General features: G+C 68.9%; 29 protein-coding genes and 1 pseudogene. 17 read left to right on the top strand and 13 right to left on the bottom strand.

The window, feature by feature from the left end:
* Positions 1 to 90 precede the first annotated feature (90 nt).
* Entirely contained in the window at positions 91 to 708 is a 618-nt protein-coding gene (gene purE, locus ACP96_RS08895; RefSeq protein WP_050024372.1) for a 5-(carboxyamino)imidazole ribonucleotide mutase, read from the bottom strand.
* A 123-nt stretch (positions 709 to 831) separates the two neighbouring features.
* Between purE and ACP96_RS08890 the strand changes: the two genes are divergently transcribed.
* Positions 832 to 2055, top strand: coding sequence for a PQQ-like beta-propeller repeat protein (locus ACP96_RS08890; protein WP_050024370.1), 1224 nt, complete (start codon positions 832 to 834; stop codon positions 2053 to 2055).
* On the opposite strand, the gene ACP96_RS08885 is transcribed toward ACP96_RS08890, so the two are convergent.
* Positions 2038 to 2544 carry an NUDIX hydrolase gene (locus ACP96_RS08885; protein WP_050024368.1) on the bottom strand — a complete coding sequence of 169 codons (507 nt, stop codon included), beginning with the start codon at positions 2542 to 2544 and terminating at the stop codon, positions 2038 to 2040. The two genes, ACP96_RS08890 and ACP96_RS08885, sit on opposite strands and share 18 nt — an antisense overlap.
* 83 nt (positions 2545 to 2627) lie before the next feature.
* Between ACP96_RS08885 and ACP96_RS08880 the strand changes: the two genes are divergently transcribed.
* Both ACP96_RS08880 and ACP96_RS08875 read left to right on the top strand, forming a co-directional pair.
* On the top strand, positions 2628 to 2897 hold the full coding sequence (locus ACP96_RS08880) for a type II toxin-antitoxin system HicB family antitoxin (RefSeq protein WP_050024365.1): 270 nt from the start codon (positions 2628 to 2630) through the stop codon (positions 2895 to 2897).
* Position 2898: 1 nt separating this feature from the next.
* Entirely contained in the window at positions 2899 to 3150 is a 252-nt protein-coding gene (locus ACP96_RS08875; protein ID WP_050033052.1) for a type II toxin-antitoxin system HicA family toxin, read from the top strand.
* 18 nt (positions 3151 to 3168) lie between these two features.
* Here the strand turns inward: ACP96_RS08875 and ACP96_RS08870 are convergent, their stop codons facing one another.
* The 5 genes from ACP96_RS08870 to aglJ all read right to left on the bottom strand — a co-directional run bounded on the left by ACP96_RS08870 (position 3169) and on the right by aglJ (position 9093).
* Positions 3169 to 4326: a 5-(carboxyamino)imidazole ribonucleotide synthase gene (locus ACP96_RS08870; RefSeq protein ID WP_050033051.1), complete on the bottom strand. Its 1158-nt coding sequence runs from the start codon at positions 4324 to 4326 to the stop codon at positions 3169 to 3171.
* A gap of 618 nt (positions 4327 to 4944) precedes the next feature.
* Positions 4945 to 5679 carry a hypothetical protein gene (locus tag ACP96_RS08865; protein ID WP_050024358.1) on the bottom strand — a complete coding sequence of 245 codons (735 nt, stop codon included), beginning with the start codon at positions 5677 to 5679 and terminating at the stop codon, positions 4945 to 4947.
* A gap of 90 nt (positions 5680 to 5769) precedes the next feature.
* Entirely contained in the window at positions 5770 to 6921 is a 1152-nt protein-coding gene (locus ACP96_RS08860; RefSeq protein WP_050033050.1) for a cell division protein FtsZ, read from the bottom strand.
* Positions 6922 to 6985: 64 nt separating this feature from the next.
* On the bottom strand, positions 6986 to 8092 hold the full coding sequence (locus ACP96_RS08855; RefSeq protein WP_050033049.1) for an AI-2E family transporter: 1107 nt from the start codon (positions 8090 to 8092) through the stop codon (positions 6986 to 6988).
* Between the two features lie 68 nt (positions 8093 to 8160).
* Positions 8161 to 9093, bottom strand: coding sequence for an S-layer glycoprotein N-glycosyltransferase AglJ (aglJ, locus tag ACP96_RS08850; protein ID WP_050033048.1), 933 nt, complete (start codon positions 9091 to 9093; stop codon positions 8161 to 8163).
* A 101-nt stretch (positions 9094 to 9194) separates the two neighbouring features.
* Here aglJ and ACP96_RS08845 point away from each other — a divergent pair.
* Positions 9195 to 9574: pseudogene (locus ACP96_RS08845) on the top strand (DUF7522 family protein).
* Between the two features lie 36 nt (positions 9575 to 9610).
* Here the strand turns inward: ACP96_RS08845 and ACP96_RS08840 are convergent.
* Entirely contained in the window at positions 9611 to 9970 is a 360-nt protein-coding gene (locus tag ACP96_RS08840) for a response regulator (protein ID WP_050033047.1), read from the bottom strand.
* A 194-nt stretch (positions 9971 to 10164) separates the two neighbouring features.
* On the opposite strand from ACP96_RS08840, the gene ACP96_RS08835 reads away from it, so the two are divergent.
* The 7 genes from ACP96_RS08835 to ACP96_RS08805 all read left to right on the top strand — a co-directional run bounded on the left by ACP96_RS08835 (position 10165) and on the right by ACP96_RS08805 (position 15994).
* Positions 10165 to 11196 (top strand): phosphate signaling complex PhoU family protein, encoded by a 1032-nt coding sequence (locus ACP96_RS08835; RefSeq protein ID WP_050024350.1) that lies wholly within the window; start codon positions 10165 to 10167, stop codon positions 11194 to 11196.
* A gap of 95 nt (positions 11197 to 11291) precedes the next feature.
* Entirely contained in the window at positions 11292 to 11474 is a 183-nt protein-coding gene (locus tag ACP96_RS08830; protein ID WP_050033046.1) for a DUF7525 family protein, read from the top strand.
* A 61-nt stretch (positions 11475 to 11535) separates the two neighbouring features.
* A complete protein-coding gene (locus tag ACP96_RS08825; RefSeq protein ID WP_007998354.1) occupies positions 11536 to 11763 on the top strand; it encodes a DUF7123 family protein in 228 nt (75 codons plus the stop codon).
* A gap of 86 nt (positions 11764 to 11849) precedes the next feature.
* Positions 11850 to 12278, top strand: a complete 429-nt coding sequence (locus tag ACP96_RS08820) for a CoxG family protein (RefSeq protein WP_050024346.1) — start codon at positions 11850 to 11852, stop codon at positions 12276 to 12278.
* The gene (locus ACP96_RS08815; protein WP_050024343.1) at positions 12275 to 13081 is read left to right on the top strand and encodes a carbon-nitrogen family hydrolase; all 807 of its coding nucleotides are present in this window, start codon (positions 12275 to 12277) and stop codon (positions 13079 to 13081) included. The genes ACP96_RS08820 and ACP96_RS08815 overlap by 4 nt, the downstream gene beginning before the upstream one ends.
* Positions 13082 to 13673: 592 nt before the next feature.
* The gene (locus tag ACP96_RS08810) at positions 13674 to 14708 is read left to right on the top strand and encodes a presenilin family intramembrane aspartyl protease PSH (RefSeq protein ID WP_050033045.1); all 1035 of its coding nucleotides are present in this window, start codon (positions 13674 to 13676) and stop codon (positions 14706 to 14708) included.
* On the top strand, positions 14705 to 15994 hold the full coding sequence (locus ACP96_RS08805) for an NAD(P)/FAD-dependent oxidoreductase (protein ID WP_050033044.1): 1290 nt from the start codon (positions 14705 to 14707) through the stop codon (positions 15992 to 15994). The genes ACP96_RS08810 and ACP96_RS08805 overlap by 4 nt, the downstream gene beginning before the upstream one ends.
* Positions 15995 to 16053: 59 nt before the next feature.
* Here the strand turns inward: ACP96_RS08805 and ACP96_RS08800 are convergent, their stop codons facing one another.
* The 3 genes from ACP96_RS08800 to ACP96_RS08795 all read right to left on the bottom strand — a co-directional run bounded on the left by ACP96_RS08800 (position 16054) and on the right by ACP96_RS08795 (position 17161).
* Entirely contained in the window at positions 16054 to 16518 is a 465-nt protein-coding gene (locus tag ACP96_RS08800) for an Hsp20/alpha crystallin family protein (protein WP_050033043.1), read from the bottom strand.
* A gap of 3 nt (positions 16519 to 16521) precedes the next feature.
* Complete coding sequence (locus ACP96_RS19195) at positions 16522 to 16677, bottom strand: DUF7559 family protein (RefSeq protein ID WP_008581677.1); 156 nt, start codon at positions 16675 to 16677, stop codon at positions 16522 to 16524.
* A 100-nt stretch (positions 16678 to 16777) separates the two neighbouring features.
* Positions 16778 to 17161, bottom strand: a complete 384-nt coding sequence (locus ACP96_RS08795) for a hypothetical protein (protein ID WP_050025073.1) — start codon at positions 17159 to 17161, stop codon at positions 16778 to 16780.
* A 94-nt stretch (positions 17162 to 17255) separates the two neighbouring features.
* Between ACP96_RS08795 and ACP96_RS08790 the strand changes: the two genes are divergently transcribed.
* Positions 17256 to 19133, top strand: a complete 1878-nt coding sequence (locus ACP96_RS08790; protein WP_050025075.1) for a radical SAM protein — start codon at positions 17256 to 17258, stop codon at positions 19131 to 19133.
* Between the two features lie 4 nt (positions 19134 to 19137).
* Positions 19138 to 20019, top strand: a complete 882-nt coding sequence (locus tag ACP96_RS08785; RefSeq protein ID WP_050033042.1) for an MBL fold metallo-hydrolase — start codon at positions 19138 to 19140, stop codon at positions 20017 to 20019.
* A gap of 13 nt (positions 20020 to 20032) precedes the next feature.
* On the opposite strand, the gene ACP96_RS08780 is transcribed toward ACP96_RS08785, so the two are convergent.
* Entirely contained in the window at positions 20033 to 20653 is a 621-nt protein-coding gene (locus tag ACP96_RS08780; RefSeq protein ID WP_050033041.1) for an HAD family hydrolase, read from the bottom strand.
* A gap of 83 nt (positions 20654 to 20736) precedes the next feature.
* Complete coding sequence (locus ACP96_RS08775; protein WP_050025080.1) at positions 20737 to 21219, bottom strand: DUF7321 family protein; 483 nt, start codon at positions 21217 to 21219, stop codon at positions 20737 to 20739.
* Between the two features lie 141 nt (positions 21220 to 21360).
* Here ACP96_RS08775 and ACP96_RS08770 point away from each other — a divergent pair, with 141 nt between their 5' ends.
* The 4 genes from ACP96_RS08770 (at position 21361) to ACP96_RS08755 (ending at position 24167) form a co-directional block, all read left to right on the top strand.
* Positions 21361 to 22230, top strand: coding sequence for a DUF7319 domain-containing protein (locus tag ACP96_RS08770; RefSeq protein WP_050033040.1), 870 nt, complete (start codon positions 21361 to 21363; stop codon positions 22228 to 22230).
* A gap of 95 nt (positions 22231 to 22325) precedes the next feature.
* Complete coding sequence (locus ACP96_RS08765) at positions 22326 to 22964, top strand: halocyanin domain-containing protein (protein ID WP_050025084.1); 639 nt, start codon at positions 22326 to 22328, stop codon at positions 22962 to 22964.
* Positions 22961 to 23350, top strand: a complete 390-nt coding sequence (locus ACP96_RS08760; RefSeq protein ID WP_050025086.1) for a DUF7318 family protein — start codon at positions 22961 to 22963, stop codon at positions 23348 to 23350. Before ACP96_RS08765 ends, ACP96_RS08760 begins: the two co-directional genes overlap by 4 nt.
* 7 nt (positions 23351 to 23357) lie before the next feature.
* Positions 23358 to 24167, top strand: coding sequence for a cytochrome b (locus ACP96_RS08755; protein WP_050033039.1), 810 nt, complete (start codon positions 23358 to 23360; stop codon positions 24165 to 24167).
* The last annotated feature ends 1 nt before the right edge of the window (position 24168 follow it).

Here is a 24168-nt window from a genome sequence, read left to right as displayed (position 1 = left end):
TCATCGCAACGCCCCCACGTCGCCGAAAACGCCGGCGAGCGGTCCGGAGGAGCAATCCGGATCCGGAACCCGCTCGATCGCCCACCAGTGCTACGACTCGTCGCGTTCGCGGAACCCGTCGATACCGAGATCGTGCAAGTCGGCCGACACCGCTGCGACCCCGCCTTTCAGTCCCTCGTGGTATTCGATCAGCCGCTCTTTGATCGTGTCGTGCTCACGCGCGAGCACCTGCGCGGCCGACAGTCCCGCGTTGAACGACTTACCGGCGTCGACCGCGACGATCGGAGCACCCGTGGGCATCCCGATGACGGAGTCGACCGACTTCTCCTGAACCGGGACGCCGATCACCGGGATCGGGTACGCGAGCGACGCGGTCATGTTCGGGAGGTCGGCGGATTTCCCGCCCGCGCCCGCGATCACGATATCGAGTCCGCGAGCCGCGGCGGTCTCCCCGTACGCGTACATGAGTTCCGGGGTCCGGTGCGCGGAGACGACGTAGCTCTCGTAGGTGAACCGCGCGTCGGGCGCGTCGTCGAAGTCGGTCTGCTCCGCGAACCCGAGCTCGTCGAGCGCGTCGTAGGCGCCCTCCATGACGGGGAGGTCCGAGTCCGACCCCATGATGATACCCACGTCGGGCGTGGTCTCGGGGTCGGCGTCGGCCGCCGCCTCGGCTTCGAGCCGGTCGATCAGGTCTTGGACCGTGGTCATGGGTGTGAGTGACGCGAGGCGGGTTGTAAATCGTGCCGGTCCGGCGGTCGACCAGTACGCCGTCGATAGACAGCCCGGCGACCACAAGTTGGAAGGTCTCAGCCGCGGAACCGCCGGACGAATATGCCCTCCAGACGCGCGTTTCTCTCCGGGCTCGGAGCGGCCGGACTGACGGCTACCGCCGGCTGTCTCACCGGATTCGACGCTGATCCCGGCGCCGACGAGACGTACGACTGGCCGAGCGGCGGCGGCAACGACTGGAACTCGCGAGCGGTTCCGAACGGGGTCGCGCCGCGCGACGACCCGACTGCTGACCGTACACACGAGTTCGACGGGACCCCTGCCGGCGACCCGGTAGTGACCGCCGGAACGGTTCTCCTGAACACCGGCGTGGACGTGGTCGCGCTCGATCGCGGGGACCTGAGCCAGCGCTGGGCCGTCGCCCCCGACGACAACAGCGCGTTCCGCTACACGGGGGCGCCGGCCGTCGCGGACGGCGTGGCGTACGTCCTGGAGAGCGACACGCTGGTCGCGCGCGACCTCGACACCGGTGAGCGGCTGTGGGGTCGGGAGTTCGAGTACGTCTTCGGGGAGACGACGCCTCTCGTAGTCGACCGCGGGGACGACCACCGAGTGGTGATCGGCGCCGGCGAGTACCTCCGGGCGTTCGACGGCGCGACGGGCGAACTGCAGTGGGAGCGCCGGCTCGATGGGATCGTCCGGCGTGCCGCCGCCCACTCACTGGCGTCGGTGTACGGCGTCGTCTACGCCGCGACGGCCGGTGGGGAGCTGTACGCGGTCGACGACGACGGCCGGGTACACTGGAACCGGACCGTCGACGCCGGGATCCGTACCCCGCCGACCGTCGTCGGGTCACGCGGGCCGGACGGCGAGTCGATACGGGGGTCGGGGGACGTGGTAGTCGGCGCGGGAGACGGGTCGGTTCGCTGTTTCGACCCAACCGGGAAGCCGCAGTGGCGAGCCGACCTCCGCGGATTCGTCGAAGGGGGCATGGCGGTCGGTCGCGGCGGAGTGTTCGCGGTCTCGGCCGGGCGGCTATACGCGCTGAACGCCGAGAACGGGAATCACGCGTGGCGAACCGAAATCGGAAGCGCCGTTCGGCCGACGCCGCCGGCGCTCGTCGGCGACACGATATACGTCGGCGGAGAACGGCTCCGCGGGCTCGGCGTCGGTGGGGGCGTCGGCGTCCTGTCCGTCCGCGTCGGCGAGACCCAGTTCGAACACGAGGTCGACGGCGGCGCGAGCTACGTCACCGCCGCCGACGGGAGACTGTTCGCGACGGTGGCGATGGGGACAGGTAGCGGGCGGTTAGTGGTTCTTTCCTGAGAGAGACATGCGGAGAAGATCGCCGTCGTGCAGGTTCTCTGGAACCGCCTCGAACCACCACGGGGCGCGGATCTCGTTGGAAGCGATCCCGAGCTCGGCTGCGTCGGGAATGCGACCCGCGGCGCGCGCCGCGTAGACGACGTACTCGGCCTCGAACGCGACCGCCTCGCGCTCGGCGTCGACGTACGACTGCTCGAAGACGACGACCGGGTCGCCGATCGCCGCGTCGAGTCCCGTCTCCTCGCTGACCTCCTTCCTCGCTGCGACCGCGGGCGGCTCGCCGGGCCCGACCGCGCCGCCGGGGAGGACCCAGCCCCCCGACCACGCCGCCTTCACGAACGCGAGCCGGTCATCGGGGTCGCAGACGCAGGCCGCCGCAGTCAGAGCGGTTCCCTTTTCGGCCCACTCGCGGAGCGCCTCGATCCGGTCCGGCGGGAGCCGGATCGACTGGCGTTCGCGAGGGGCGTCAGGCACGGGGACGTCGGGCATCGATTCGAGCGTTGGTCGACGCATCCGTATCAGTCGTTCGTCTGCCTAACTCTTAACAACGAAATAGCACGAACTCTGCCGTAATGGCAAGCTCGACGGAAAACGGGCCGGATCACGAAGGTGAGATCCGGCTGTGGCGAGAGGACGACTGGTGGATCGCCCGAGACGTGGGGACGGGAGTCACGACACAGGGGGAGTCACGAGCCGACGCGTTGGAGAACCTCGACGAGGCCGTCGCGCTCCATCGCGGAGAGATCGGCCGCGAACCAACCGACGAAGAGCTTCAGGACCTCGGGATCGATCCTGAGGAGAACGCGACCGGAGACACGGAGCCGCCCGACGTTCTCGAATAGCGTGACGAGGCGCACGTTCTCCGGACGGGCAGTCGTGAAAGTTCTCGTCAACCGCGGCGGCTTCGAGTGGCGACGAACTACCGGCGACCACGCACAACTCTACTACCGGCATCCGACGAACGAGGAGGACGAGAGACACGTCACCGTCCCGTTGCACGACGAAGTTCGGAAAGGAACGCTCAGAGACATCGCCGAGAGCGCAGGGGCACAAGACTTCGACGCCTTCTGCGCGTGGATCGACCGGAACTCGTGAAGGGCGACCGGTTCGCGACTACGCGTCCCGGAACGTCAGCCCGTCGCGGAGGTCTCGCGCCCGCGAGAGCAGGGCGTCGCGGTCGGCGTTGCAGTCCGTCGCCGTCAGATGCCCCATCTTCCGGAGCGGGCGCACGTCGTCTTTCCCGTACCAGTGGAGGTCGGCGTCTGGGGCCGCGAACACTTCCTCGACGCCAGACAGCGTCGCGGGTTGGGTCTCATCGATATCGCCGAGCACGTTCCCCGTGACCGCGGGCGCGACGAGGTCGGTCGGGCCGAGCGGCCACCCGAGGACGGCCCGGACGTGGTTCTCGAACTGCGAGGTGCGCGCGCCCTCGATGGTCCAGTGGCCGGAGTTGTGCGGTCGCGGCGCGATCTCGTTGACGAGCACGTCGCCCTCCTTCGTCTCGAACAGCTCGATCCCGTAGACGCCTCGGCCGTCGAGCACGTCGAGCACGTCGCGCGCGACCGACTCGGCCTCGGCGACGACTACGTCGTCGGTCCGGGCCGGCGCGACGCTCTCGCGGAGGATCTCCTCGCGGTGGATCGTCTCCGTGACGGGATACGTCCGGGTCTCGCCGTCGGCGCCCTTCAGGCCCATCACGGCGATCTCGCGCTCGAAGTCGAGGAACTCCTCGGCCATCGCGTTCCCGCCGACCTCGTCGAGCGCGTCGGCCGCGTCCGCGGGGTCGTCGACGGGAACGTTCCCGCGGCCGTCGTACCCGCCCTCGCGGGCCTTCAGCATGATGCCGCCGAACTCCTCGACGACGCGTTCGAGCCCCTCTGCGGTGGCGACGGCGGCGAACTCGGGGACAGGGATCCCGGCGTCGACCAGCGCCTCCTTCTGCACGAGCTTGTCTTGGATGGTGCGGAGGGTGTCCGGGTCGGGGTGGACCGGCACGTCGTGTTCGGCGGCCGCCTCGGCCATCAGGTCCGGGTCGGCCAGTTCGATCTCGAAGGTCAAGGCGTCGACCCGGCTCGCCAGCTCGTGGATCGCGTCGGCGTCGTCGAACCCGCCGACGATCTGGTCGCTGACGACGGGGCTGGCCGGGCAGTCGGTTGTCGGGTCCAACACGACGACCTCGACGCCGAGCGGCGCGACCGCCTCCCCCATCATCCGACCCAGTTGACCGCCGCCGACGACGCCGAGCGTCGGTCCCGGTAGCGTGATCGTCATACGCGGCGGTACCGGACGTTACTGCATAAATATTCTCACATTGCACGGCGTAATACACATGTTTGTGTATAGACTACGCGACTTCGTTGAGATAGTTTTGTTTAGACATACCACACCGACACAGTCGGTTGCTGAAGACGAGCCCTTGATCGATAGCGGGAGTGAGTGTTGCAGATCGGTTGGTGGAAAGAGCCCATTTAAAAAGACACGAGCGATAGCGACGATCGTTTATAAAGAGATGTGCGGTGGCGCGCCCCGGTGAGCGCCGCAACGCGGCGCGAACCGCCGGTGCGAGGGAGTCGGGCGTCCGGAGCAACGCGGAGGACGCCCGACGAGGCTGGGGAGGTGTGAGGCTGTGCGGTCGGGTGGGACTCAAAGGGGCAGCCGGTGAGGCGGGCGCAGGCGACGCAAGGACCACAGGGAGTGAGCGAAGCGAACGACCGAGGACCGCAGCGAGCGTGCGCCCGCCTCACCGGCTGGGGCTTTGGAAGCTTTCACCGCAGTGTCACTACCCACTTATAAACAGCCGACAGCAACACCACTCGATCACGTATAAACAACCACTCCACCGTATCAATATACCCACTCCCGCTATCGCTCACACCCGTTTCCCAGCGCCTACAACTCAACTGCCTCAAGATCGCTCTCCAACTCCGCGACGAACTCGTTGTACGCCTCGACGAACCCCCGGAACGAGTCGGCGTACTCGCGTACGTCGGCCGCCGAGGGCGCCTCGTACTGCGAGAGGAGGTAGAGCCCGCCCGATCCCCCGACGCGGAGGTACGAGACCGCCCCCTCGTCCCACTTCAGCTCCCAGCGGTCGCCGTCGACGCGGGCGGTGAAGGTGCCGTAGTCGTCGCCCTCGTACCGGTGGATCTCGCCGGCCATGACCGAGCAGGTCTCGCGCACGCGGTCCAGCACGCGGTCGCGCTCGGCGACGATCCCGTCGGTCGAGGCCGGCTCCGGGAACTCGGCGCTCACGCCGTCGAGGACGCCCGACAGCGATTCGACCCACTCGTTCCACGCCGCGACGAAGTTCGCGTAGTCGTCGAGCGCGGTCGCGAGGTCGGCGGGCTCCGGCGGCTGTTTCGTCGAGATCACGTACACGTCCGAGCCCGACGTCGGCGAGAAAAGCAGGAACTCCAGCTCGCCGGCCTCGTGTTTGACGGTCCACTCGCCGCCCGGCGTCGACAGCTCCTGTCGGCCGTAGTCGCCGCCTTGGAGCTTGGCGAGCTGGTAGGCGATCGTTCCGGCGTGGTCCCGCACGGCGGCGACGAGCTCGTCGCGCCGGTCGGCGACCGCGTCCGTGTCGCGCACGTCGAGGTCGAGCCCGAGGTCGGCGTGGGTGGTCACGGGCGTACTGGGCGCCTCACCCGGTTAACGAGTTCGGGTTCCAGAGCGCAACGACGACCGACATGCGCGATGACGGTCGATCGCCAGCGATCACGCGATCGACTCCCGGATCTCCCGGACCCGCGCCGGTTCGTCGATCCCCGAGCGCACGACCAGCGCGAACACCTCGTCGCCGCCCGGGACCGGGGCGTCGCCGCTCAAGATTGCGCCGGAGCCGGTCTCGTCGGCGAGCCACCGCCGCCCGTCCGCGATCGCCTCGCGGTTGAGCCACGCCGGCGGCCCGCCGACGACGAGCAGGGTGCGGTCGGCACGCCCGTCGGGCACCTCGACGGTGTTCTTCCCGCGGGCTGCCTTCCGGATCGTCGTCTCGATCGCCGACACCGCCGCGCTCGTGTCGACCGCCGCCGGCTCCGAGGAACCGAACAGTCCGAGCCCGAACCGCGATCCCGACTCGGGCGGCTCGACCGCCTGCGTCGCGCGGCCGACGGCGGCAATCTCCCCGTCGTCACCGACGGCCCGAGCCACGTCGCTCGCGTCGAGGACCTGTTGGGGCGTCGACTCCGCGTCGTCGGCCTCCCCGGCGCCGAACAGCGCCGCCATCCGTTCCGCGACGACTCCGTTCAGCCGGTCGCGGGCGTCGACAAGCGTCTCCCCCGGACGAAGCCACTCGGTGTTGTCGAAGGGGAAGACCGCCGCACACCGGTCCGAGAGCGCGTTGAGAGTCCGCGCGGCGTTCTTCTCCGCGAGGGGGCGCTCCGGAGGTTGGTCCTCGGAGCCGTCCCCGGTCGCGCTCGCGTGGGCCGGGTCGGGCTCGCGGGGCGCTGACTCAGCGGGCGTCGGGAGCACCCCGACGGCGTAGACGGGAACGTCGTAGAGCCGTGTCAGCTCCTCGGCCAGCGCCGGCGCGACGCCCGCGCCCGCACCGCCCCCGATCCCGACGACGAGGACGAACGCCTCCGCGAGCGACGGCTGTTGGTCGTCCATCGCCCGGGTGAGTTCGCTGGCGTGAGCGTCGCCGAGCCGCCGAGCCGCGTGGAGGTCGCCGTCCAGCCCGCCCCCACCGGCCGCGTCACCGAAGCGGTACCGGCGGGACTCGCCGATCGACCGGAGGGCGTCGAGCGCGGCCGAGTCGGTGTCGAACGCGTTGACGCCCTGCAGGAACGGGTCTCCGTCGCTGTCGGCCGCGAGCCGGTCGGCGATCCGGCCGCCGCCGCCCCCGAGACCGATGACGTGTACTCGCATACGTCACTCCGGTCGTCGAGCGGGGTTTATCTTTTCGGCCCGAGCGCTGGACGCCGGACCCCGCTCAGAACTCGTCGAGTTGGCGCTGTCCGCGCGGGACCTCCGGACCCGTCTGCTCGGAGTCGCCACCGAGCAACCGGATGAGGGCGGTGTCGGCGAAGGTGAGCGCCAACACGAGCACGATCGGCGCGAGGAACAGCCCGTGGAACCCGAACACGACCGGACCGAAGATGTACGCGAGCATGAGCAGTCCGACGTGGGTGGTCTTCCCGCTGAAGTAGGGGCGGAGCACGATGTCGGGGATCGTGTCGACGACGATCGCGGCGACGACGAGGAACCCCGCGATGTACACGAGCGCGGCGACCTCGTCGCCGAGGATCGACGGGACCGCGGCCACCGCCGCGATCGGGATGTACACGATTTTCATCCCGATCACCGGGATCAGGCTTGCGATCCCTGTGAGCGCGCCTGCGAGCGCCGGGTACGGAACTTCAGCGATCTCGGGCGCGACCACGTTGTAGCCGGTGTACGTGACGACGGCGATGATCGAGATGGCGATGACGTTGAGCAGGTTCCCGTACAGCACCGACTCCAGCTCGGCGTCGGCCGCCTCCAAGTACTCGCGGACGATAGCGTCGTCGTCGAACGAGAGCAGCCACTCGTGGAACTTCGAGCCGTCGAGCAGCAGGTAGTAGGTGACGACGATCGTGATGAGGAGGTTCAACGCGAGCCCCGAGACCACGCCCGCTAGCAGCCCCGCCTCCTCGGAGATGAAGTCGATGAGCGGATCCAGTTGCCCGGACTGGTAGGCCTGCATGACCCCCTCAAACGTCGGGTCCGAGAGGGCGGCGAGATCGCCGACCCACGAGTTCTCGGCGCCGACCGTCTCGGCGACCGGATACTGCTCGATGAACCGTCGCGCCTCTATCAGCAGGAGGAGCACGGTGTAGCTCAGGAGTCCGATGAGCGGGATGCCGATCAGCGAGAGCGATGCCACCGCTCTGACTCGGGCAGGGAGCCGGAAGCGTTCGAGGCGGTGGTAGAGGCGACGGGTCGAGTAGTAGAGGAAGACGGCGACCGTGAGCGGAGCGACGAACCGGTAGGCGATGAACCCGACGAGCAGCGCGACGATGAGTCCGAAGAGGGCGATGACGAACCGCTTTTCGTCCATAGCCGTTCCTCTCGGTGGTCGGACATAAACCATGGGGCTCGGCCGGCTCAGAGCAGAGCGGACGACGCCTATCGGTCGGGATCGTCGTCGACCGCGCGCTCGTAGCGCGCCACCTGCTCGCGGTGGAGCGAGAGGATCATATCGGCGAGGAATCCGAAGATCAACAGCTGAATCCCTAAGATCGCGGCCCCGACGGCGCCGATCGAGATTATCTCGTGGGTGATCCCGTTGACGAACCAGTCGTAGAGCACGTAGCCGGTCATGAGCGCTCCGGCGCTCGTCGAGACCGCGCCGAGGCTGCCGAAGTAGAACAGGGGGTTGTTCGTCTTCGCCTTCCGGTACAGCTCGAGGAAGATCACGCCGCCGTCGCGGATGGGGTGGAGGTTGGTGGCGGAGCCGCCGGGTCGCTCGCGGTAGGTGATCGGGACGACCGCGACCGACTGCCGGTTCTTCACGCACTCGACCGCCATCTCGGTCTCGATCCCGAACCCGTCGGCGGCGAGGTGGAGCCGCCGGAACGACTCGCGGGTGAACGCGCGGTAGCCGGAGAGGATGTCCCCGTAGTTCTCGCCGTGGATGAGGCGGAACGCGAGGTTGATGATCCGGTTGCCGATCCGGTTCAGCCGCGTCATCGCGCCCGGACGCATGTCCGCGAACCGATTCCCGATGACGTGGTCTGCTTCGCCGGACAGCAGGGGGTCGAGCATCGCGTCGACGTCGCCCGCGTCGTACGTCGCGTCCGCGTCGGCCATCACGACGTAGGGGGCGTCGATGTGGTCGCGGACCGCCTCCCTGACGGCCTGCCCCTTCCCCCGCCCCGACTGCTCGACGACGCGCGCGCCCGCCTCTCGGGCTGTTTCCTGCGTCTCGTCCGTCGATCCGCCGTCGATGACGAGGACTTCGTCGAGCCCGGCGTCGCGGAACGCCTCGACGACGCGCGCGACTGTCTCGACCTCGTCCAACGTCGGCAACAGGACGCAGACGTCGTCGTACTCGCTCATTACGGGGTCGATATCGGGGGAGTCGCTAAACTCTGTCCTTCCGGGTCGGGATCGCGTCTGGCACCCATACGCTCATGTACCAGACGATCGATCGTGGTAGCATGGGACACCCACCCGACGACGGCGTCGAGGAGTTGCTCAGCGCGGCGCGGACCGCCACCGGAGACGAGCTGCGGAGCCTCACGTACTTCACCGAGGAGGACGTCGAGCAGCTCTACCTCCGCAGCGACCTGAGTCGGACGGCCGACCTCGTCGGCTTCGCAGAGAGCGAGCGACACGGGTTCCACGCGCAGTCGCTGTACGCCGACACCCAACTCGGCGACTACCGGTTCACGGTCCGCGTGTTCGAGAACGGCTACTCACGCGGGTTATCAACAACGGTCACGGCGTATGGGTGACGACCGACTCGATGGACATCGACCGCTTTGAGGAACTCGCGAGCGCGCTCGCGTCGATCCTTCGGTCGTTCGATCCGGGGTGAGGGAGGCGGCCCGCCTCCGCCACGACCGCATCCCGCTCACCCGAAGTGGCTCCGCATCTCGGGAACAAGCTCGTCGGCGTCGACCGGCTTCGTGATGTAGCCGTCAGCGCCGGCCTTCACCGCCTCCATCATCTTCTCCTGCTGGTCGACGCTCGTGCACATCACGATCACGGCGTCGGGCCAGCGGTCCTTGATCGCGGCGGTGGCCTCGATCCCGGTCATCTCGGGCATGACGACGTCCATCGACACCGCGTCCGGTTCGTACGCCTCGAACAGCTCCACCGCCTCCGCGCCGTTCTCCGCCTCGCCGACCACCTCGAAAGGCCCTTCCAGCGCGTCCCGAACGACCGTCCGCTGGAACGAGGAGTCGTCGACGACGAGTACCCGCTCGGTCATGCCTGCCCGTCGGCGGCAGAACGGCATAAGCGCGCGGATCGAACCGCAGCCGGTGGGGGGCAGGTACTCTCCCGCCTCCGTCGCCGCTCATCGCCTTCCTCTCGTCGACGACGCGAAGAACACCTTGTATATTCGACGGAGCGTATAATGAACATAGGAACAAGGTTAAGGTGTATCCGGCGGTATCGACCCCTATGGAAACGCGGAAAGTCCAGCGGTTGGGGCCGTCGACGCTGGCGATGACCCTCCCCGCTGAGTGGGCGAAGGAGCACGGCGTCAACAAGGGGGACGAGGTCTCGCTGCGGATGGGTGGCAAGGGAACGCTCACGGTGCTGCCGGAGTCGGTGAGCACCGAGGAGTCGGAAGCCGTGATCAACGCGGACGCGCTCGACGCGCGCTCGCTCGAACGCGCCATCGTCGCGCAGTACGTCCTCGGGCGACGCGTGATCCACGTCCGCAGCGAGGGGACGCTCGACAGCGAGCACATCAACGCCGTCTACAAGGCCGAGACGCAGCTGATGGGGCTCGGCGTCATCGAGGAGACGCCCTCGGACATCTCGATCCGGTGTTCCGTCGACCCCGAGGACTTCACCCTCGACAACCTGCTCGAACGGCTGGAGAACACGGGATCGACGATGCGCGGCGAGGCCGTGAAGGCGCTCGCGCACGGCAACCCCGATCTGGCCCAGCGGGCGCTCAACCGCGAGCGGCAGGCGAACAAGATCTTCGTGCTCCTGCTCCGGCTCATCTTCACGGCGTACCAGAACCCGAACCTCGCCCGGGCGGTCGGGTTAGAGGAGGGGTTCCCGCTGATCGGCTACCGGTCGGTCGCGAAGAACCTCGAGCTCACCGCCGACAACGCGGAGGACATCGCCGACATCGTGATGGAGGCGGACGGCCACACGCTCGACGTCGACAGCGCGACGATGCGACAGATCCGGGAGTTCACCGATCAGGTGGACGACCTGACCGCGCTCGCCGTGCGGGCGGTCGTCGAGCGCGACTACGACCTCACGGTCGAGTGCCGGGAGCTGTTCGCCCGGCTCGAGGACCGCGAACAGGAGATCCTCGGGGAGCTGCCGAGCGACCTCGACAACGACACGCTGTTGATGACCCGCGAAGTGCTCGTCAGCCTCCAGCACACCGCGGAGTACGCGATGCGGAACGCCGAGATCGCTGCGAACCTCGCGCTCAACGAGGAGTCGGAGCACGTCGAGATCATCTGATCCGGGCCGGCGCTCGGCCCGGCCTCGGATCCGAGTTCCGACGCCGAGTTCCGCGCGTTCGCATGAACTAAGTACCCGCCCGCAAAGCGACAGGTATGAGCGAGGCATCCATCGAGTCTGACAAGGAAGTCGGCGTGGCGCTCGCGCTGGGCGCGATCGCGCTCGTCGGCGCCGTCGTGATGTTCGGCCACCCGTCGCAGCTCGGGAAGGCCTGGGGGTTCGGAGCGGCGTTCGTCTTCGCCCTCTGTTCGGTCGTCGCCGTCCAGATCTTCGATTGATTGACGCCGAGCGCCGTCCGGACGAGAAACCGTTAAGGACGTTTGACGCCTACCTTCGGACATGAGCGAGTACACCGAGGAGGAGCAGCGCATCCTCGCGTACCTCACGGACAGCGTCACCCGTGGCGAGCGGTACGTCCGCTCGAAGACGATCGCCGACGCCATCGGCCTCACCGCCAAGCAGGTCGGCTCGCGGCTCCCCCGGCTCGCCGAGAAGTCCGACGACGTGGACATCGAGAAGTGGGGTCGCGCGCGGTCGACGACCTGGCGCGTCACTCCGCAAGGCTGAGACGATTTCCTTTCGCTTCTCTCGACTTCGATCCCCGCTCACTCGACTCACGTGTTTTTAACCCCCGTAGCCCCAAACCGAGACGTATGACCGTCCGAGTCTCCCGGACGTTCGAGTTCGACGCCCCGCCCGAGGACGTGTGGGCGTTCATCTCGGACGCCGAGCAGCGCGCAGGAGCGATAAGCGTCGTCGACACCTTCGAAGTACACGGCGACGGGCGGGCGACGTGGCACGTCGCGCTCCCGATCCCGATGATCCGGTCGACCATCTCCGTCGAGACGGAGGAGGTCGAGCGCGAGCCCCCGACCCGGGTGAAGTTCGTCGGCAAGTCGCGCGCCTTCCGCGTCACCGGCGAGCACACGATCACCGAGACCGACGGCGGCTGCCGGCTGGCAAACGAGTTCGTGGTCGACGGGCGGCTGCCGGGCGTCGAGTCCTTCTTCGAGCGCAACTTCGACGAGGAACTGGACAACCTAGAGAACGCCCTCCGGGCGTCGTTCGGAACGACGGCATGAGGCTCGCCTGCGTCCAGCTCGGCGTCGAGGGCGGGGCCGTCGAGCAGAACGTCACGAGCGCGATCGAGTCGGTCCGCGAGGCGGCGGCCGACGGCGCCGACCTCGTCGTCCTCCCGGAGCTGTTCGACGTGGGGTACTTCGCGTTCGACTCGTACGCCCGCGCGGCCGAGAGCCTGGACGGCGACCGACTGGGCCGGTTCGCTGCGGTCGCCGCCGAGGCCGACGTGAACGTGCTGGCGGGGACCGTCGTCGAGGACCTCGCCGCGTCCGCGGCCGACGGGATCGACGTGCCGGCCGACGACGGGCTCGCGAACACGGCGGTGCTGTTCGACCGGAGCGGCGAGCGCCGACTCGTCTACCGGAAGCGGCACCTCTTCGGCTACGGCTCCGAGGAGACGACCCAGATGGTCCCCGGCGAGCGGGAGCCGGTGACGGAGATCGAGGGCGTGCGCGTCGGCGTGACGACCTGCTACGACCTCCGGTTCCCCGAGCAGTTCCGGCGGATGGTCGAGTCGGGCGTCGAGTGCGTGCTGGTGCCGAGCGCGTGGCCGTACCCGCGCGTCGAGCACTGGCGGACGCTCGGCCGAGCGCGGGCGATCGAGAACCTGGCGTACGTCGCGGCGGTCAACGGGAGCGGATCGTTCGACCGCGACGCGCTCTGCGGCCGGACGACCGTCTACGACCCGTGGGGGACGACGCTGGCGTCGGCGGGCGAGGAGCCGGCGACCGTGACCGCCGAGGTCGACCCGGACCGCGTGGCCGCGGTTCGCGAGGAGTTCCCCGCGCTGCGCGACCGTCGGTAGTCGCGGACCGTCTCATTTATACGGGAGAAGCGACAACGATCTATTGCCGAAGTCCGACGCTTTTCTCGTTGGGGTTCGGCGACAAAACCACGCGCCCGTCCCGACCACTCGGGCGGCGTCGCCGAGGACAGCTCGGGGGTCCGCTGTTCGGCCGCCGCCCGCCCGCCTCCCGTCGTTCAACCTTCCGTTTCGCCTTTCGCCGCCTTGTCCTCTCCCTTTCCGAACGCTCGTAGCCGTGAGCTCGCGTTCTGTGGGTTCGTATTCGCGCTCCGACGCCGCCCGAGGAGGAGGGGCGTTCGGCCCCGCTCGGAATCAGTCGCGATAATTCAGACGATAGCTACTTACGCCGCTCGGGGGAGCACGTAAACGCCGCGGACGAAACCGGCCGGCCCAACCCCGTTTTCGGGCGGGCCGGTCGGAGACTCGCTTCCACCGTCCGTCGTCCGTTGGCTTTCGGGCTCGGGTCAACCGCTCCCACACCGTACCCGGTCCCGTTTCTCGGTACCGCATCGACCGCCGGCAGCGGCGGATCCGTTCCCCGACCGAGCCGAAGCGCAAGGACGAAACCCTCGGATCCCGAATCGACGGTCGAATGTTCCCCCGCGAGTACCGCGGCGTCGCCTTCGTCGTGGGCCTGTTCCTCGTCGTTCAACTGGGCGCGTTAGCGCTGGTACCGGAGTTCGCCGAGAGCGGCTATCAGGCGGTCGAAAACCCGGACGACCCGACGAACAGCCTCGTGTACATCGCCGCGATCATCGGCATGACGGGGCTGATGCTCGCGGCGTTCCGCTACGACCTCGATCAGGGGATCCGACTGCTGATCGTCGGCGTCTCCGCGTGGCTCTCGTGGTACGTCTTCTCCGCGCTGGTGTCGCCGCTTGCGGCCGCGGTGCCCGCGGTCGCGGTCGGAATCGCCCTCCTCGCGTACCCCGAGTGGTACGTGATCGACACCGCCGGGGTGTTGATGGGCGCGGGCGCGGCGGGGCTGTTTGGGATCTCGTTCGGACTGTTGCCCGCGTTGTTGCTGTTGGCGTTTCTGGCCGTGTACGACGCGATCTCGGTGTACGGAACCGAGCACATGCTGTCGCTCGCGGAGGGCGTGATGGACCTGAACATCCCCGTTGTGCTCGTGATCCCGCTGACGCTCTCGTACTCGCTTCTGGGGGAGGAAGCGGCGTCGGGGGGCGGCAATGCCGACGGCGACGACAGCGACAACCCCGATAGCGCTCTCGACGGGGACCCGAACGACTCCGACGACCCGGACGACTCCGACGACCCGGACGACCGGGGCTCAGACGTCTCGGAACCGACCGACATCGAGGACCGCGACGCCTTTTTCATCGGGCTCGGCGACGCCGTGATCCCGGCGGTGCTCGTGGCGAGCGCGGCGACGTTCTCGCCCGCCGCGACCCTCGACGTGCCGCTGATCGGGATCAACGTCCCCGCGCTGCTCGCGATGGTCGGCAGCCTCGCGGGGCTGCTGGTGCTGATGAGTTGGGTCATCAAGGGACGGCCGCACGCCGGGCTCCCCCTCTTAAATGGCGGCGCGATCGGCGGCTACCTGATCGGCTCCGTCGTCGCGGGCGTCCCGCTGATCGAGGCGGTCGGGCTCGCCGGGTTCGTATGAGCCGCTCCGACGGATCGACGGACCGAGACGTTCCCGCAGATCGAGGGTCTTCGTCCCCCGAAGTCGCGGTCGTCGGCGGCGGCGCCGTCGGCGTCACCGCGGCCGCCGACCTCGCGGCCCGCGGCGCCGACGTGACGCTGTACGACAGGGGAAATCTCGGCGCCGAGAGTTCCGGGCGCGCGGCGGGCGTGCTGTACGACGCGTACGCCGAGGATATCGACGCCGCGCTCGCCGCCCGCGCGATGGACCGGTTCCGGGCCTTCGACCGCTCGCTCCCCGGATTCTCGTTCACTCCGTGTCCCTACGTCATCGCCGTGCGCGAGGGCGACCCGGACGCGGAGGCCGTGCCGGCGATGGTCGACCGGATGCGCGCACACGACCGCGACGTCTCGCTCGTCGATCCCAAGACGCTCGGCGAGCGATTCCCGCTCCGCGTCGACGACCTCGCGGTCGCCGCGGTGGCCGAGGGCGCCGGCTGGTGTGACCCCGCGAGCTACGTCGCCGCGATGGGCGAGCGCGCGCGCCGCGAGGGAGTCGCCGTCGAAACCGACATCGCCGTCTCGCTCGCGGGCGACCGCCCCGAACTGCGTGTCGGCGGCGGGGGGCGATCCGGGAACCGCCGGGAGTTCGACGCGGTCGTCGTCGCCGTCGGCGCGCACACCGCCGACCTCCTCGGCGGCGCGGGTCGCGAGGTTCCCGTGGTCCCCTACCGCGTGCAGGCGCTGACGGCCGAAATCGGCGGCAGCGGGTCGGCGAGCTACGACGCCCCGATGGTGTACGACGCGACCGCGGGCGCGTACGTCCGACCGCACCCGACCGGGCTGCTTGCGGGCGACGGCACGGAGCCGGTCCCGGCCGATCCGGACGACTACGACCCGACTGGCGACGACTGGTTCGTCGAGTCCGTCTCGGCGACGCTCCGCGAGCGACTCGGAGCGGTGGGCGAGGGCGGGGTAAGCGGCGCGGACGGGACGGACGCCCTCGACGTGGAGCGCGCGTGGGCCGGGCTCTGCACGGCCACGCCCGACGGCGACCCGCTGGTCGGACCGATCGGCGACCCCGAAGACCGCCTGTTCGTCGCCGCCGGCTGGCAGGGACACGGGTTCATGCGCGCGCCGGCGATCGGCGAACTCGTCGCCGAAGGGGTGTTGGCGTCGCTCGACGGCACCGAAGCGAAAGCCCCGGAGTCGCCGTGGATCGACGCCTTCGATCCGGACCGATTCGACGGCGATGAGGAGTTCGAGATCGCGGAGGGGATGTCGGTGGAGAGCCGGTCGAGGGAGTGAGGGGGCGAAGGAGTGAGGGGGCGAAAAAGTGAGGGTGTGAGAGTGAGAGAAGACCGCGGTCAGGCGTCGTCGGCCGGCTCCGATTTCGCGTCGCGTCCCGAGTCGTCTTCGTCTCCCTCCTCAACCACGGCCACGTCGCGGCCGTCGTCCTTCTTCGGGATCTCGACCTGGAGAGTGCCGTTCCGCGCCAGCGTCGCGTTCGCGCCCTGCGGCGTCACGTTCGCGTCGGGAGGCAGCTCTGCGCTTCCGGACAGCGAGACGCCGCGGCCGGGGAACAGCATCTCGTAGCCGTCGTAGAAGTCGCGGAACCGGTCGAGCTCGACCTCGACGGTGTGATCGAGGAACGTCACGTTCAGGTCCTCGCCGCGGACGCCCGGGGCGTCGAAGACGACGAGGTAGGCGTCGTCGCTCTCCAGGAGGTCGTACGAGAGCGGGCGCCGCTCCTGCATCTTGCTCCACCCGCGGCCGAGGCGCTCGAGGGCGCGCCGGACGACAGACCGACCCGTCTCGACGAGTCCGCTCACGGGCTACACCTCGATCTCGACGAGGTCGCTCCCGCCGCAGTACGGGCACGACAGGTCCTCGACCGCGTGGTCGTCGGGCACGTCGTAGGTGTAGTGGTTCTCGAACATGTCGAGTTCGCAGTCGTCGCTCTCGCATTTGACCTCCATCGTCGATGGCATATATCGACGTGTTGTGTCGGCGAGGGCTTAAACGGCGTGGCGGCGGCGGTCGAGGCGCGCGGAGCGCGCGGTCGCCGTGGCGGTGTGACCGCCGTGACGATCAGATCTCGGCTCCGCGAAGCCGTTCGGGAACGACCGTGCGCTCGGCGAGCAACGCGACGAGGATCCCGATCGCGACCCCCACCCAGACGCCCGGACCGTACGGGAAAAGTGCCGGGGCGAACGCGAGCGCGACACCGAGCCAGACCGACGCGAGGAGGATCCCCGCACCGGCGGCGACGTACGTCAGCGTCTCGCGGCGCTCCTCCGAGACTCGATCGCGCGCCAGCCACGCGATCGGTCCGTAGACGAGGGCGGTCCCGGCCGCCCACGCGGCCGCGACTCCCCACGGGCGCGGCTCGGCGGCGTAGAACTGTCCCGCGGCGAAGAGGCAGACGCCGGCGAGCACGACGCGCAGTCGGGGCGAAACCGTCTCGGAGGGCATAGATTCCGCTACCGAGCGAACAACGATAAACGATCGGCTCGGCCCCCGCCGTTCCGCACGCTTTTCCCGTCTCGGCCGACTACGGTGGGGTAACATGACCGATTCGCCCGCGTCGGCCCGGGGCTCGCTCCCGGCCGACCCGAACGACCTCTCCGTCACCATCGTCGACGGCTACGTCGACGAGCCGGCGCACTTCGGCGTGCCGCCCTACGTCTCGACGTACCCGCGGTACACGGCCGGCGCGCTCGTCGACGCGGGCGTCCCCGAGTCGCAGATCACCTACCACACCATCGACGAACTACGCGACGACCGCGGTAAGCACGCCGACGTCGCGAACGCGGACCTCATGGTGTACGTCGGCGGGATGACGGTCCCCGGGAAGTACGTCGGCGGGACACCCGCGGAGCCGGACGAGGTCCGCGAACTGGGGTGGACCGCGGACGGCGTCACCCTGCTCGGCGGTCCCGTGCGGTTCGGGGTCGGCGAGGAGAACGCGGGCGCGCAGGAGACCGAGCGCGACGACCTGGACTACGACTTCGTCGCCATGGGCGACGTGGAAGCGGCCGCGTACGACCTCGTTCGCGAGGGGCTTGAGGGGTACGGCAACCGGATGCGGACGAACGAGGAGGTCGACCGCTGGGCGCGGAAGGGGGCGTTCGTCGTCGAGCAGCACCCCAACCACCCGGACTACCTCATCTGTGAGATGGAGACCTCTCGCGGCTGCGCCTACCGCTGTTCGTTCTGTACCGAACCGCTGTACGGCGACCCGGCGTTCCGCGCGCCCGCCTCCGTCGTCGACGAGGTCGACGCGCTCTCGGACCGCGGGGTCAGACACTTCCGGCTCGGCCGGCAGGCCGACATCCTCGCGTTCGGCGGCGACGGCGAAGCGCCGAACCCCGACGCCTTACGAGAGCTGTACGGCGGCATCCGCGAGGTCGCGCCCGACCTGCGGACGCTCCACCTCGACAACATGAACCCGGTGACGATCACCGACTACCCCGAGGCCTCCCGCGAGGCGATTCGCGTCATCGCCGCGCACAACACGCCCGGTGACACCGCGGCGTTCGGGCTCGAGTCCGCGGACCCGGTCGTCCAAGAGCAGAATAACCTGCTCGTCACCGCCGAGGAGTGTTTGGAAGCCGTCCGCGTCGTCAACGAGGAGGGGGGCTGGCGCCCGGGCGATACCCCGAAGTCGACCCCGGGCCCCGACGACCGGGTGACCGGCCCCTCGACCGGGCCGGACGCCTCGCCGCGGCTGCCGAAGCTCCTGCCCGGGATCAACCTCGTCCACGGGCTCGCGGGCGAGCGCCCGGAGACGTACGAGCACAACAAGGCGTTCCTGCAGACCGTCTACGACGAGGGGCTCATGCTCCGCCGGATCAACATCCGGCAGGTGATGGCGTTCGCTGGCACGGAGATGGCCGAGACGGGCGCGGACATCGCACAGGAGCACAAAGACCAGTTCCAGGCGTACAAGAAGGAGGTGCGCGAGACCGTCGACAACCCGATGCTCGACCGGGTCGTCCCGTCGGGGACGGTTCTACCCGACCTCCACTTAGAGTACCACCAAGACGGGAAGACGTTCGGCCGCCAGCTCGGGACCTACGCGCTCCTCGTCGCCGTGCCGGGCGAACGCGAGCTCGGCACCGCCATCGACGTGGCGATCACGGACCACGGCTACCGCTCCGTCACTGGCGTCCCGTACCCCCTCGACGTGAACGCGGCGTCGATGGACGAGCTGACCGCGATCCCCGGCATCAACCGGAGCAAGGCGGGCGACATCGTCGTCGGCCGCCCGTACGGCTCGATCGACGAGGTCGATTCCGGCGTCGCCGACCTCTCGCGGTTCGCCGTCGCCGGCGACACCGACGTGGCGATCCCCGGACGCGAGCGCGCCGGATCTGGCCCCGGTCCGGACGCGCGCTCCTTGCTCGACCGGCGCGAGGGCTCCTCGGTCGGCCGCGGAGACTGAGGCGATGGCGGCGCCGGACCCGAAGCCGTCGGTCACCCGAATCGAACTGCCGGTCGACACCCGGGCGCCTGTCGGGACGACGAACGCCTACCTCGCGGGCGGGCTCCTCGTCGACCCCGCGGCTCGGACGGACGCGCTCGACGCGGCTATCGGAGTCGCCGGCGCGGGCGGCGACGAAACCGGAAAGACCGCAGTCGAGGCGATCGCCGTCACTCACACGCACCCGGATCACGTCGGCGCGGTCGCGGAGTACGCCGACCTGACCGGCGCGCCCGTGATCGCGCACGCGGACCACGTCGACCGGTTCACGGCGGCCACCGGCGTCGACCCCGACGAGACGTTCCGCGACGGCGACCGCGTCGGCGACACCCCCGTCCGGGCGGTCGAGACGCCCGGACACGCGCCGGACCACGTCGCGTTCGCGGTCGGGTCGATCGGTGGAGACAGCGAGGACGCCGACGGCGGTGCCGTAGACGGTACGCCTCGCGAACTCTTCTGTGGCGACCTCGCGGTCGCCGAGGGGAGCGTCGTCGTCGGCGCCCCCGACGGCGACCTCCGAGACTACTTGGACAGTCTCGAACGGGTCCGCGAGACGGGGTATGACCGACTGTATCCGGGACACGGACCCGCGATCGACGACCCGAATGTCGTCTGTCAGCGCCTGATCGACCACCGGCTGGACCGCGAACGGGCCGTCCTCGACGCGGTTGAGACCGGCGCGAGCGACGTGGAGGGCGCAGTCGACGGAGCCTACGAGAAGGACCTGACCGGCGTCACGGACCTCGCGCGAGCGACGGTCGTTGCGCATCTGGAAAAGCTGCTCGCTGAGGGGCGAATCGGCCGGGAGTGGGCGGGTCGGATCGAGAGAGATCCACCCGTCAAATAGGCGTTTTCCGGCCTCAGAGTTCGGCTTCGAGGTGGGCCGCAAGCTCGTCGAGCGGCGTCTCCGTCACGTCGACGAACCGGCCGCCGACATCTTCGACGCCGCCGTCGGTCTGCGGGTCGTCGCCGACGTGGACCAGCGACGCGGGCGCGACGCCGAGGGCCTCGGCCGCCGCCTCGAACGCCTTCGGGTGGGGTTTCCGCCAGCCGCAGCCGATGCTCGTCGTGACCGCGTCGAACTCCCCGCGGAGGCCGGCGCGGATCAGCGTCTTGGGGACGAGCTCGGGCACCGCGCAGTTCGAGAGGAGGCCGACCGGCCCGCGGTCGCTCACGTCGCGGACGGCCTCCAGCGCGCCGTCGCGCCGGGTTACGTCCGGGTCGAAGGCCGCGACGACCGCGTGCCGGACGACGTTGTCCGAGGCTTCGACGCCGCGGGAGTCGAGCGCGTGCGCCGCGTGAGCGGGGAGGGGGACCTCGGCGCCCGCCGGGGCGTCCACGTGTCGCTCGCCGTACGCGACGTGCCAGTCGTCCGGTACCTCGACGCCGCGCGACTCCAGCTCGCGCGCGACGATCTCCGCGGGATCCGACGGGTACTCGACGTCGACGAGGGTCCCGAACAGGTCGAAGGTGACTGCCACAGTATCGGAACTACGGCGAAAACGGGATTGAACCTGTCGATCGGCGCGGTCGATGCGGGGTTCCGAGGTCCTCGAAGCACCTGTCAGAGCATCGGGGCGACGTGAATCGAGTAGAACCGATACAGGCCCGTCACCCACGCGCAGAGCCAGAGGAGCATGAATCCCGCCACGCCGACTCGGAGCCGCGCGCGCCAGTGTCCCATGTCCTCGTGGATCTCGTCGATGTCGACGTCGGGGTCCTCGTAGGCGTCGGCGTTGCGCTTCGCCTGTAAGATCCGGAAGATTCCGGTGAGCGCGAACGCCAACAGCGCGTACGCCTGCAGCCCGAGGAACGCGTGGATCACGGCGAGCCCGGACAGCCGCCGGAAGAGCCGCGGGACCATCCACACGACGATCGGAACGGTCGTGAGCAACAGCCCGGCACCGATGTATCGCAGGTGGTGCGTGAGGACGTTCCACGTCACGGTCTCGGCGTCGATCATGATCCACGCCCCGTACAGCAGGAACGGGAGGCTCGCCGTCACCGACAGCCCGGCCGCCGCCGCGATAACCGAGTCGTCGACCATTACCAGCGGTTGGGTCTCCGGCGCGTAAAGCCCCGCGATCCGCGGCTCCGTGGTCGCGGTCTCTCCACCGGATCGCCCCGGTTCGGATCGCCCCGTCCGTAGACGAAAACAGTTAGCGTCCGGAGCACGTATCCCCGGGCAATGGAGGACACCTCGACGGAACCGGATCCGGGGTCGCGGCCGGACCGGGCGCCGGACGAGTCCGACGGCGACGACGGGTCTCCCGGTGATGACGCGCCTCACAGGGGTGACGGCGACGCGTCCGATACTCCCGCCGACGCCCTCGACGACGCGGACGACCTCGCCGCGCTCCGCGAGCGGGTCGACGAGGAGTACGACTTCGACGACTTCGGGCCCTCGGACATGGCGCGGATGAGCGCCGAGGAGTGGGACGCCGCGTTCGATCCGGACTCGTGGATCACCGGCGACCGACTGCTCGCCCGCGCCGAGGCAGAGTTGAAGACCCGGATCGCGCGCCGGGACGTGTTCGGCGTGTTGGAACGCGTCCGCGAGGACGGCGAAGATCGGCTCCTCGTGTACTCGGACGAGGGGTACGCGATCGTCCGACCCACGGGCGAGGTGAGCGGTCAGGGAACCGTGCTCCGAGATATCGAGCCGATCGTCGCGCTGGCGGCGATGGAGTCGTACGACGTGCCCGAGCCGCCGGAGGACTGGTCGCTTCCGCACCCGGACACCGTTCCGGAGGGGTCGGGCGAGTTCGGCAACCTGATGATTCAGGTGATCGCGGTCGTACAGGTGCTCGCCGGGGCGGCGCTGCTCGTCGCCTCCTTCGTCGCCGACCTGAACACGATCGTCGCGCCGGCGATGGGGATCGTGTTCCTGCTCGTCGGGCTGCTGCTCTTCGTCATGGTCGCGAACGCGCGGCTCTCAGATCGGTTCCGTTCGGAGGAGTACCGCGAGCGGCTACGGGCCCTCCGACAGGCCAAGGAGCGACCCGACTTCGTCCCGGTCGAAGGCGGGGTCGTGAACGAGGACGAGCGAGACGAGTGAACCGCCGATATCGCGGGGCACAGGGCTTGTAAACCCCTCCGAGTCGACGGATTCAGTCGGTGGGTTTAAGCGCACGCCGTCCCGAGTGAACCTGTATGAAAAGGCGGGAATTTGTGCGGACGGCCGGCGGTGCCAGCGCCGCGGTTGCGGCCTCGGCCGGGGCGACCGGAACGGCCGCCGCACAGGAGGCGGAACCGGACTGGCCGAGCGGTGTCACCGGCGGGAACCTCGGGGAGTACCAGGACGCCCGCGGCGAGAGCGAGGTCACCGTCGAGGTCGGCGCCGGCAGCGACGGGCTCGCGTTCGCCCCGACCCAGCTGTGGGTCGACACCGGCACGACGATCACGTTCGAGTGGACCGGGAACGGCGGCGACCACAACGTCGTGACGGTCGAGGGCGAGGCGTCCCTTGACAGCGGTGACCCGGTCGGCGAGGAGGGTTACACCTACGAGTACGAGGTGACCGAGGAGGACGCGGGGATCACCCACTACCACTGCTCGCCCCACGACGCGGTCGGGATGCACGGCGGCATCGCCGTCGGTGAGGACGTTCCCACCGTCGAGACCGGCGGGAACACCGGGTGGCCGGAGAACATCGCCCACGTCGGCGTCCCGCTGCACGCCCACTGGGTCGGCATCGCAGCGATACTCGGGATCGCGCTGACCTTCGTGTTCACCTTCTACCTGCTGAAGTACGGCGAGTCGGCACACACCGGCCACGGGGGTGCCCAATGAGCTCCGGCGGCTCCTCGTACGGCGATATTCACCGGTACGAGCCTGCCCGCGAGAGCACCGCCGCCGCGATCGCGATCGTGCTCCTCACCGTCATCGAGGTCGTGTTCGTCTCCCTGTTCGTGTTCGGACTCATGTCCGCTTGGGCCTCGACGGAGTTTGGAAACATGTTCACCGGCGCCTTGCTGGCGATGATCTTCATCGACCTCGCCTTCATCCTCCTGTTGTACCGCAAGGAGTTCCTGCCTGACGTGATGATCGTGAAGAAGCGCCGCCGCAAGTGGGAGGACCTCTACGTCCGCGAGGAGGACAAAGACGGCGTCGGCGTCGACACCGGGAACCTGACCGAGACGCTCAAGCGGGCCGTCTACCCGTACTACAAGAAGTAACCTGACAATGAGCCTCAAAAAACAAGACGAAATGGACCACAACGCGTGGCTCAAAAAGCAGGATCTGACGGTTATCGAGACCGCGTTCCTCACCACGCTCATCTGGCTCGACAAGCGGCTCCGCATCGTCGATTACCTCGAGCTGCTGGAGACGATGTACTACCGCGCGAACCTCCAGATGCCGAAGAGCCACACCGAACAGTACGACCTCGACAACAAGTTCTGGTACTGGTACCCCCTGTACTCGCTCGGGTCCCTGTCGATCGTCGCGTACCTCGTCGCCGCGGTCTCCGGCGCGCTGCTGGGCTTCTACTACGCCCCGTCGACCGCCGGCGCCGCCGCGCAGGGCGACCCGACGGCCGCGTACGACTCGCTCGTGATGATCATGACGGACGTGCAGTTCGGGTACATGCTCCGCTCCATCCACCGCTGGGCCGCCCAGTTCATGGTGGCGGCGGTGTTCCTCCACATGCTTCGCGTGTACTTCACCGGGTCCTACAAGGAGCCCCGCGAGGTCAACTGGATCCTCGGTATCGTCCTCATCGGCCTTACCCTGCTGTTCGGCTTCTCCGGGTACGTGCTCCCGTGGAAGCAGCTCTCGTACTGGGCCGCACAGATCGGCGTCGAGATGGCGCTCGCGACGCCCATCGTGGGCGAGTGGGCGGCGCAGCTCCTGTTCGGCGGCTTCACCCTCGGACAGGCGACGCTCGTGAGAATGTACATCCTGCACGTGTTCGTGCTGCCGTTCGTGGTGACGGGGCTCATCGCCCTCCACGTCGGCATCGTCTGGGTGCAGGGCATCGCGGAGCCGCACTAAT

The sequence above is a fragment of the Halorubrum halophilum genome (assembly GCF_000739595.1).
Lineage (GTDB): Archaea > Halobacteriota > Halobacteria > Halobacteriales > Haloferacaceae > Halorubrum > Halorubrum halophilum.
This window is presented reverse-complemented; position numbering and strand designations above follow the sequence as displayed.

What these genes read in the sequence shown, in the direction of transcription:
- purE (WP_050024372.1), bottom strand. Translation starts at nt 708, where the DNA reads ATGACCACGGTCCAAGACCTGATCGACCGGCTCGAAGCCGAGGCGGCG.
- ACP96_RS08890 (WP_050024370.1), top strand. Translation starts at nt 832, where the DNA reads ATGCCCTCCAGACGCGCGTTTCTCTCCGGGCTCGGAGCGGCCGGACTG.
- ACP96_RS08885 (WP_050024368.1), bottom strand. Translation starts at nt 2,544, where the DNA reads ATGCCCGACGTCCCCGTGCCTGACGCCCCTCGCGAACGCCAGTCGATC.
- ACP96_RS08880 (WP_050024365.1), top strand. Translation starts at nt 2,628, where the DNA reads ATGGCAAGCTCGACGGAAAACGGGCCGGATCACGAAGGTGAGATCCGG.
- ACP96_RS08870 (WP_050033051.1), bottom strand. Translation starts at nt 4,326, where the DNA reads ATGACGATCACGCTACCGGGACCGACGCTCGGCGTCGTCGGCGGCGGT.
- ACP96_RS08860 (WP_050033050.1), bottom strand. Translation starts at nt 6,921, where the DNA reads ATGCGAGTACACGTCATCGGTCTCGGGGGCGGCGGCGGCCGGATCGCC.
- ACP96_RS08855 (WP_050033049.1), bottom strand. Translation starts at nt 8,092, where the DNA reads ATGGACGAAAAGCGGTTCGTCATCGCCCTCTTCGGACTCATCGTCGCG.
- aglJ (WP_050033048.1), bottom strand. Translation starts at nt 9,093, where the DNA reads ATGAGCGAGTACGACGACGTCTGCGTCCTGTTGCCGACGTTGGACGAG.
- ACP96_RS08840 (WP_050033047.1), bottom strand. Translation starts at nt 9,970, where the DNA reads ATGACCGAGCGGGTACTCGTCGTCGACGACTCCTCGTTCCAGCGGACG.
- ACP96_RS08835 (WP_050024350.1), top strand. Translation starts at nt 10,165, where the DNA reads ATGGAAACGCGGAAAGTCCAGCGGTTGGGGCCGTCGACGCTGGCGATG.
- ACP96_RS08830 (WP_050033046.1), top strand. Translation starts at nt 11,292, where the DNA reads ATGAGCGAGGCATCCATCGAGTCTGACAAGGAAGTCGGCGTGGCGCTC.
- ACP96_RS08825 (WP_007998354.1), top strand. Translation starts at nt 11,536, where the DNA reads ATGAGCGAGTACACCGAGGAGGAGCAGCGCATCCTCGCGTACCTCACG.
- ACP96_RS08820 (WP_050024346.1), top strand. Translation starts at nt 11,850, where the DNA reads ATGACCGTCCGAGTCTCCCGGACGTTCGAGTTCGACGCCCCGCCCGAG.
- ACP96_RS08815 (WP_050024343.1), top strand. Translation starts at nt 12,275, where the DNA reads ATGAGGCTCGCCTGCGTCCAGCTCGGCGTCGAGGGCGGGGCCGTCGAG.
- ACP96_RS08810 (WP_050033045.1), top strand. Translation starts at nt 13,674, where the DNA reads ATGTTCCCCCGCGAGTACCGCGGCGTCGCCTTCGTCGTGGGCCTGTTC.
- ACP96_RS08805 (WP_050033044.1), top strand. Translation starts at nt 14,705, where the DNA reads ATGAGCCGCTCCGACGGATCGACGGACCGAGACGTTCCCGCAGATCGA.
- ACP96_RS19195 (WP_008581677.1), bottom strand. Translation starts at nt 16,677, where the DNA reads ATGCCATCGACGATGGAGGTCAAATGCGAGAGCGACGACTGCGAACTC.
- ACP96_RS08795 (WP_050025073.1), bottom strand. Translation starts at nt 17,161, where the DNA reads ATGCCCTCCGAGACGGTTTCGCCCCGACTGCGCGTCGTGCTCGCCGGC.
- ACP96_RS08790 (WP_050025075.1), top strand. Translation starts at nt 17,256, where the DNA reads ATGACCGATTCGCCCGCGTCGGCCCGGGGCTCGCTCCCGGCCGACCCG.
- ACP96_RS08785 (WP_050033042.1), top strand. Translation starts at nt 19,138, where the DNA reads ATGGCGGCGCCGGACCCGAAGCCGTCGGTCACCCGAATCGAACTGCCG.
- ACP96_RS08775 (WP_050025080.1), bottom strand. Translation starts at nt 21,219, where the DNA reads ATGGTCGACGACTCGGTTATCGCGGCGGCGGCCGGGCTGTCGGTGACG.
- ACP96_RS08770 (WP_050033040.1), top strand. Translation starts at nt 21,361, where the DNA reads ATGGAGGACACCTCGACGGAACCGGATCCGGGGTCGCGGCCGGACCGG.
- ACP96_RS08765 (WP_050025084.1), top strand. Translation starts at nt 22,326, where the DNA reads ATGAAAAGGCGGGAATTTGTGCGGACGGCCGGCGGTGCCAGCGCCGCG.
- ACP96_RS08760 (WP_050025086.1), top strand. Translation starts at nt 22,961, where the DNA reads ATGAGCTCCGGCGGCTCCTCGTACGGCGATATTCACCGGTACGAGCCT.
- ACP96_RS08755 (WP_050033039.1), top strand. Translation starts at nt 23,358, where the DNA reads ATGAGCCTCAAAAAACAAGACGAAATGGACCACAACGCGTGGCTCAAA.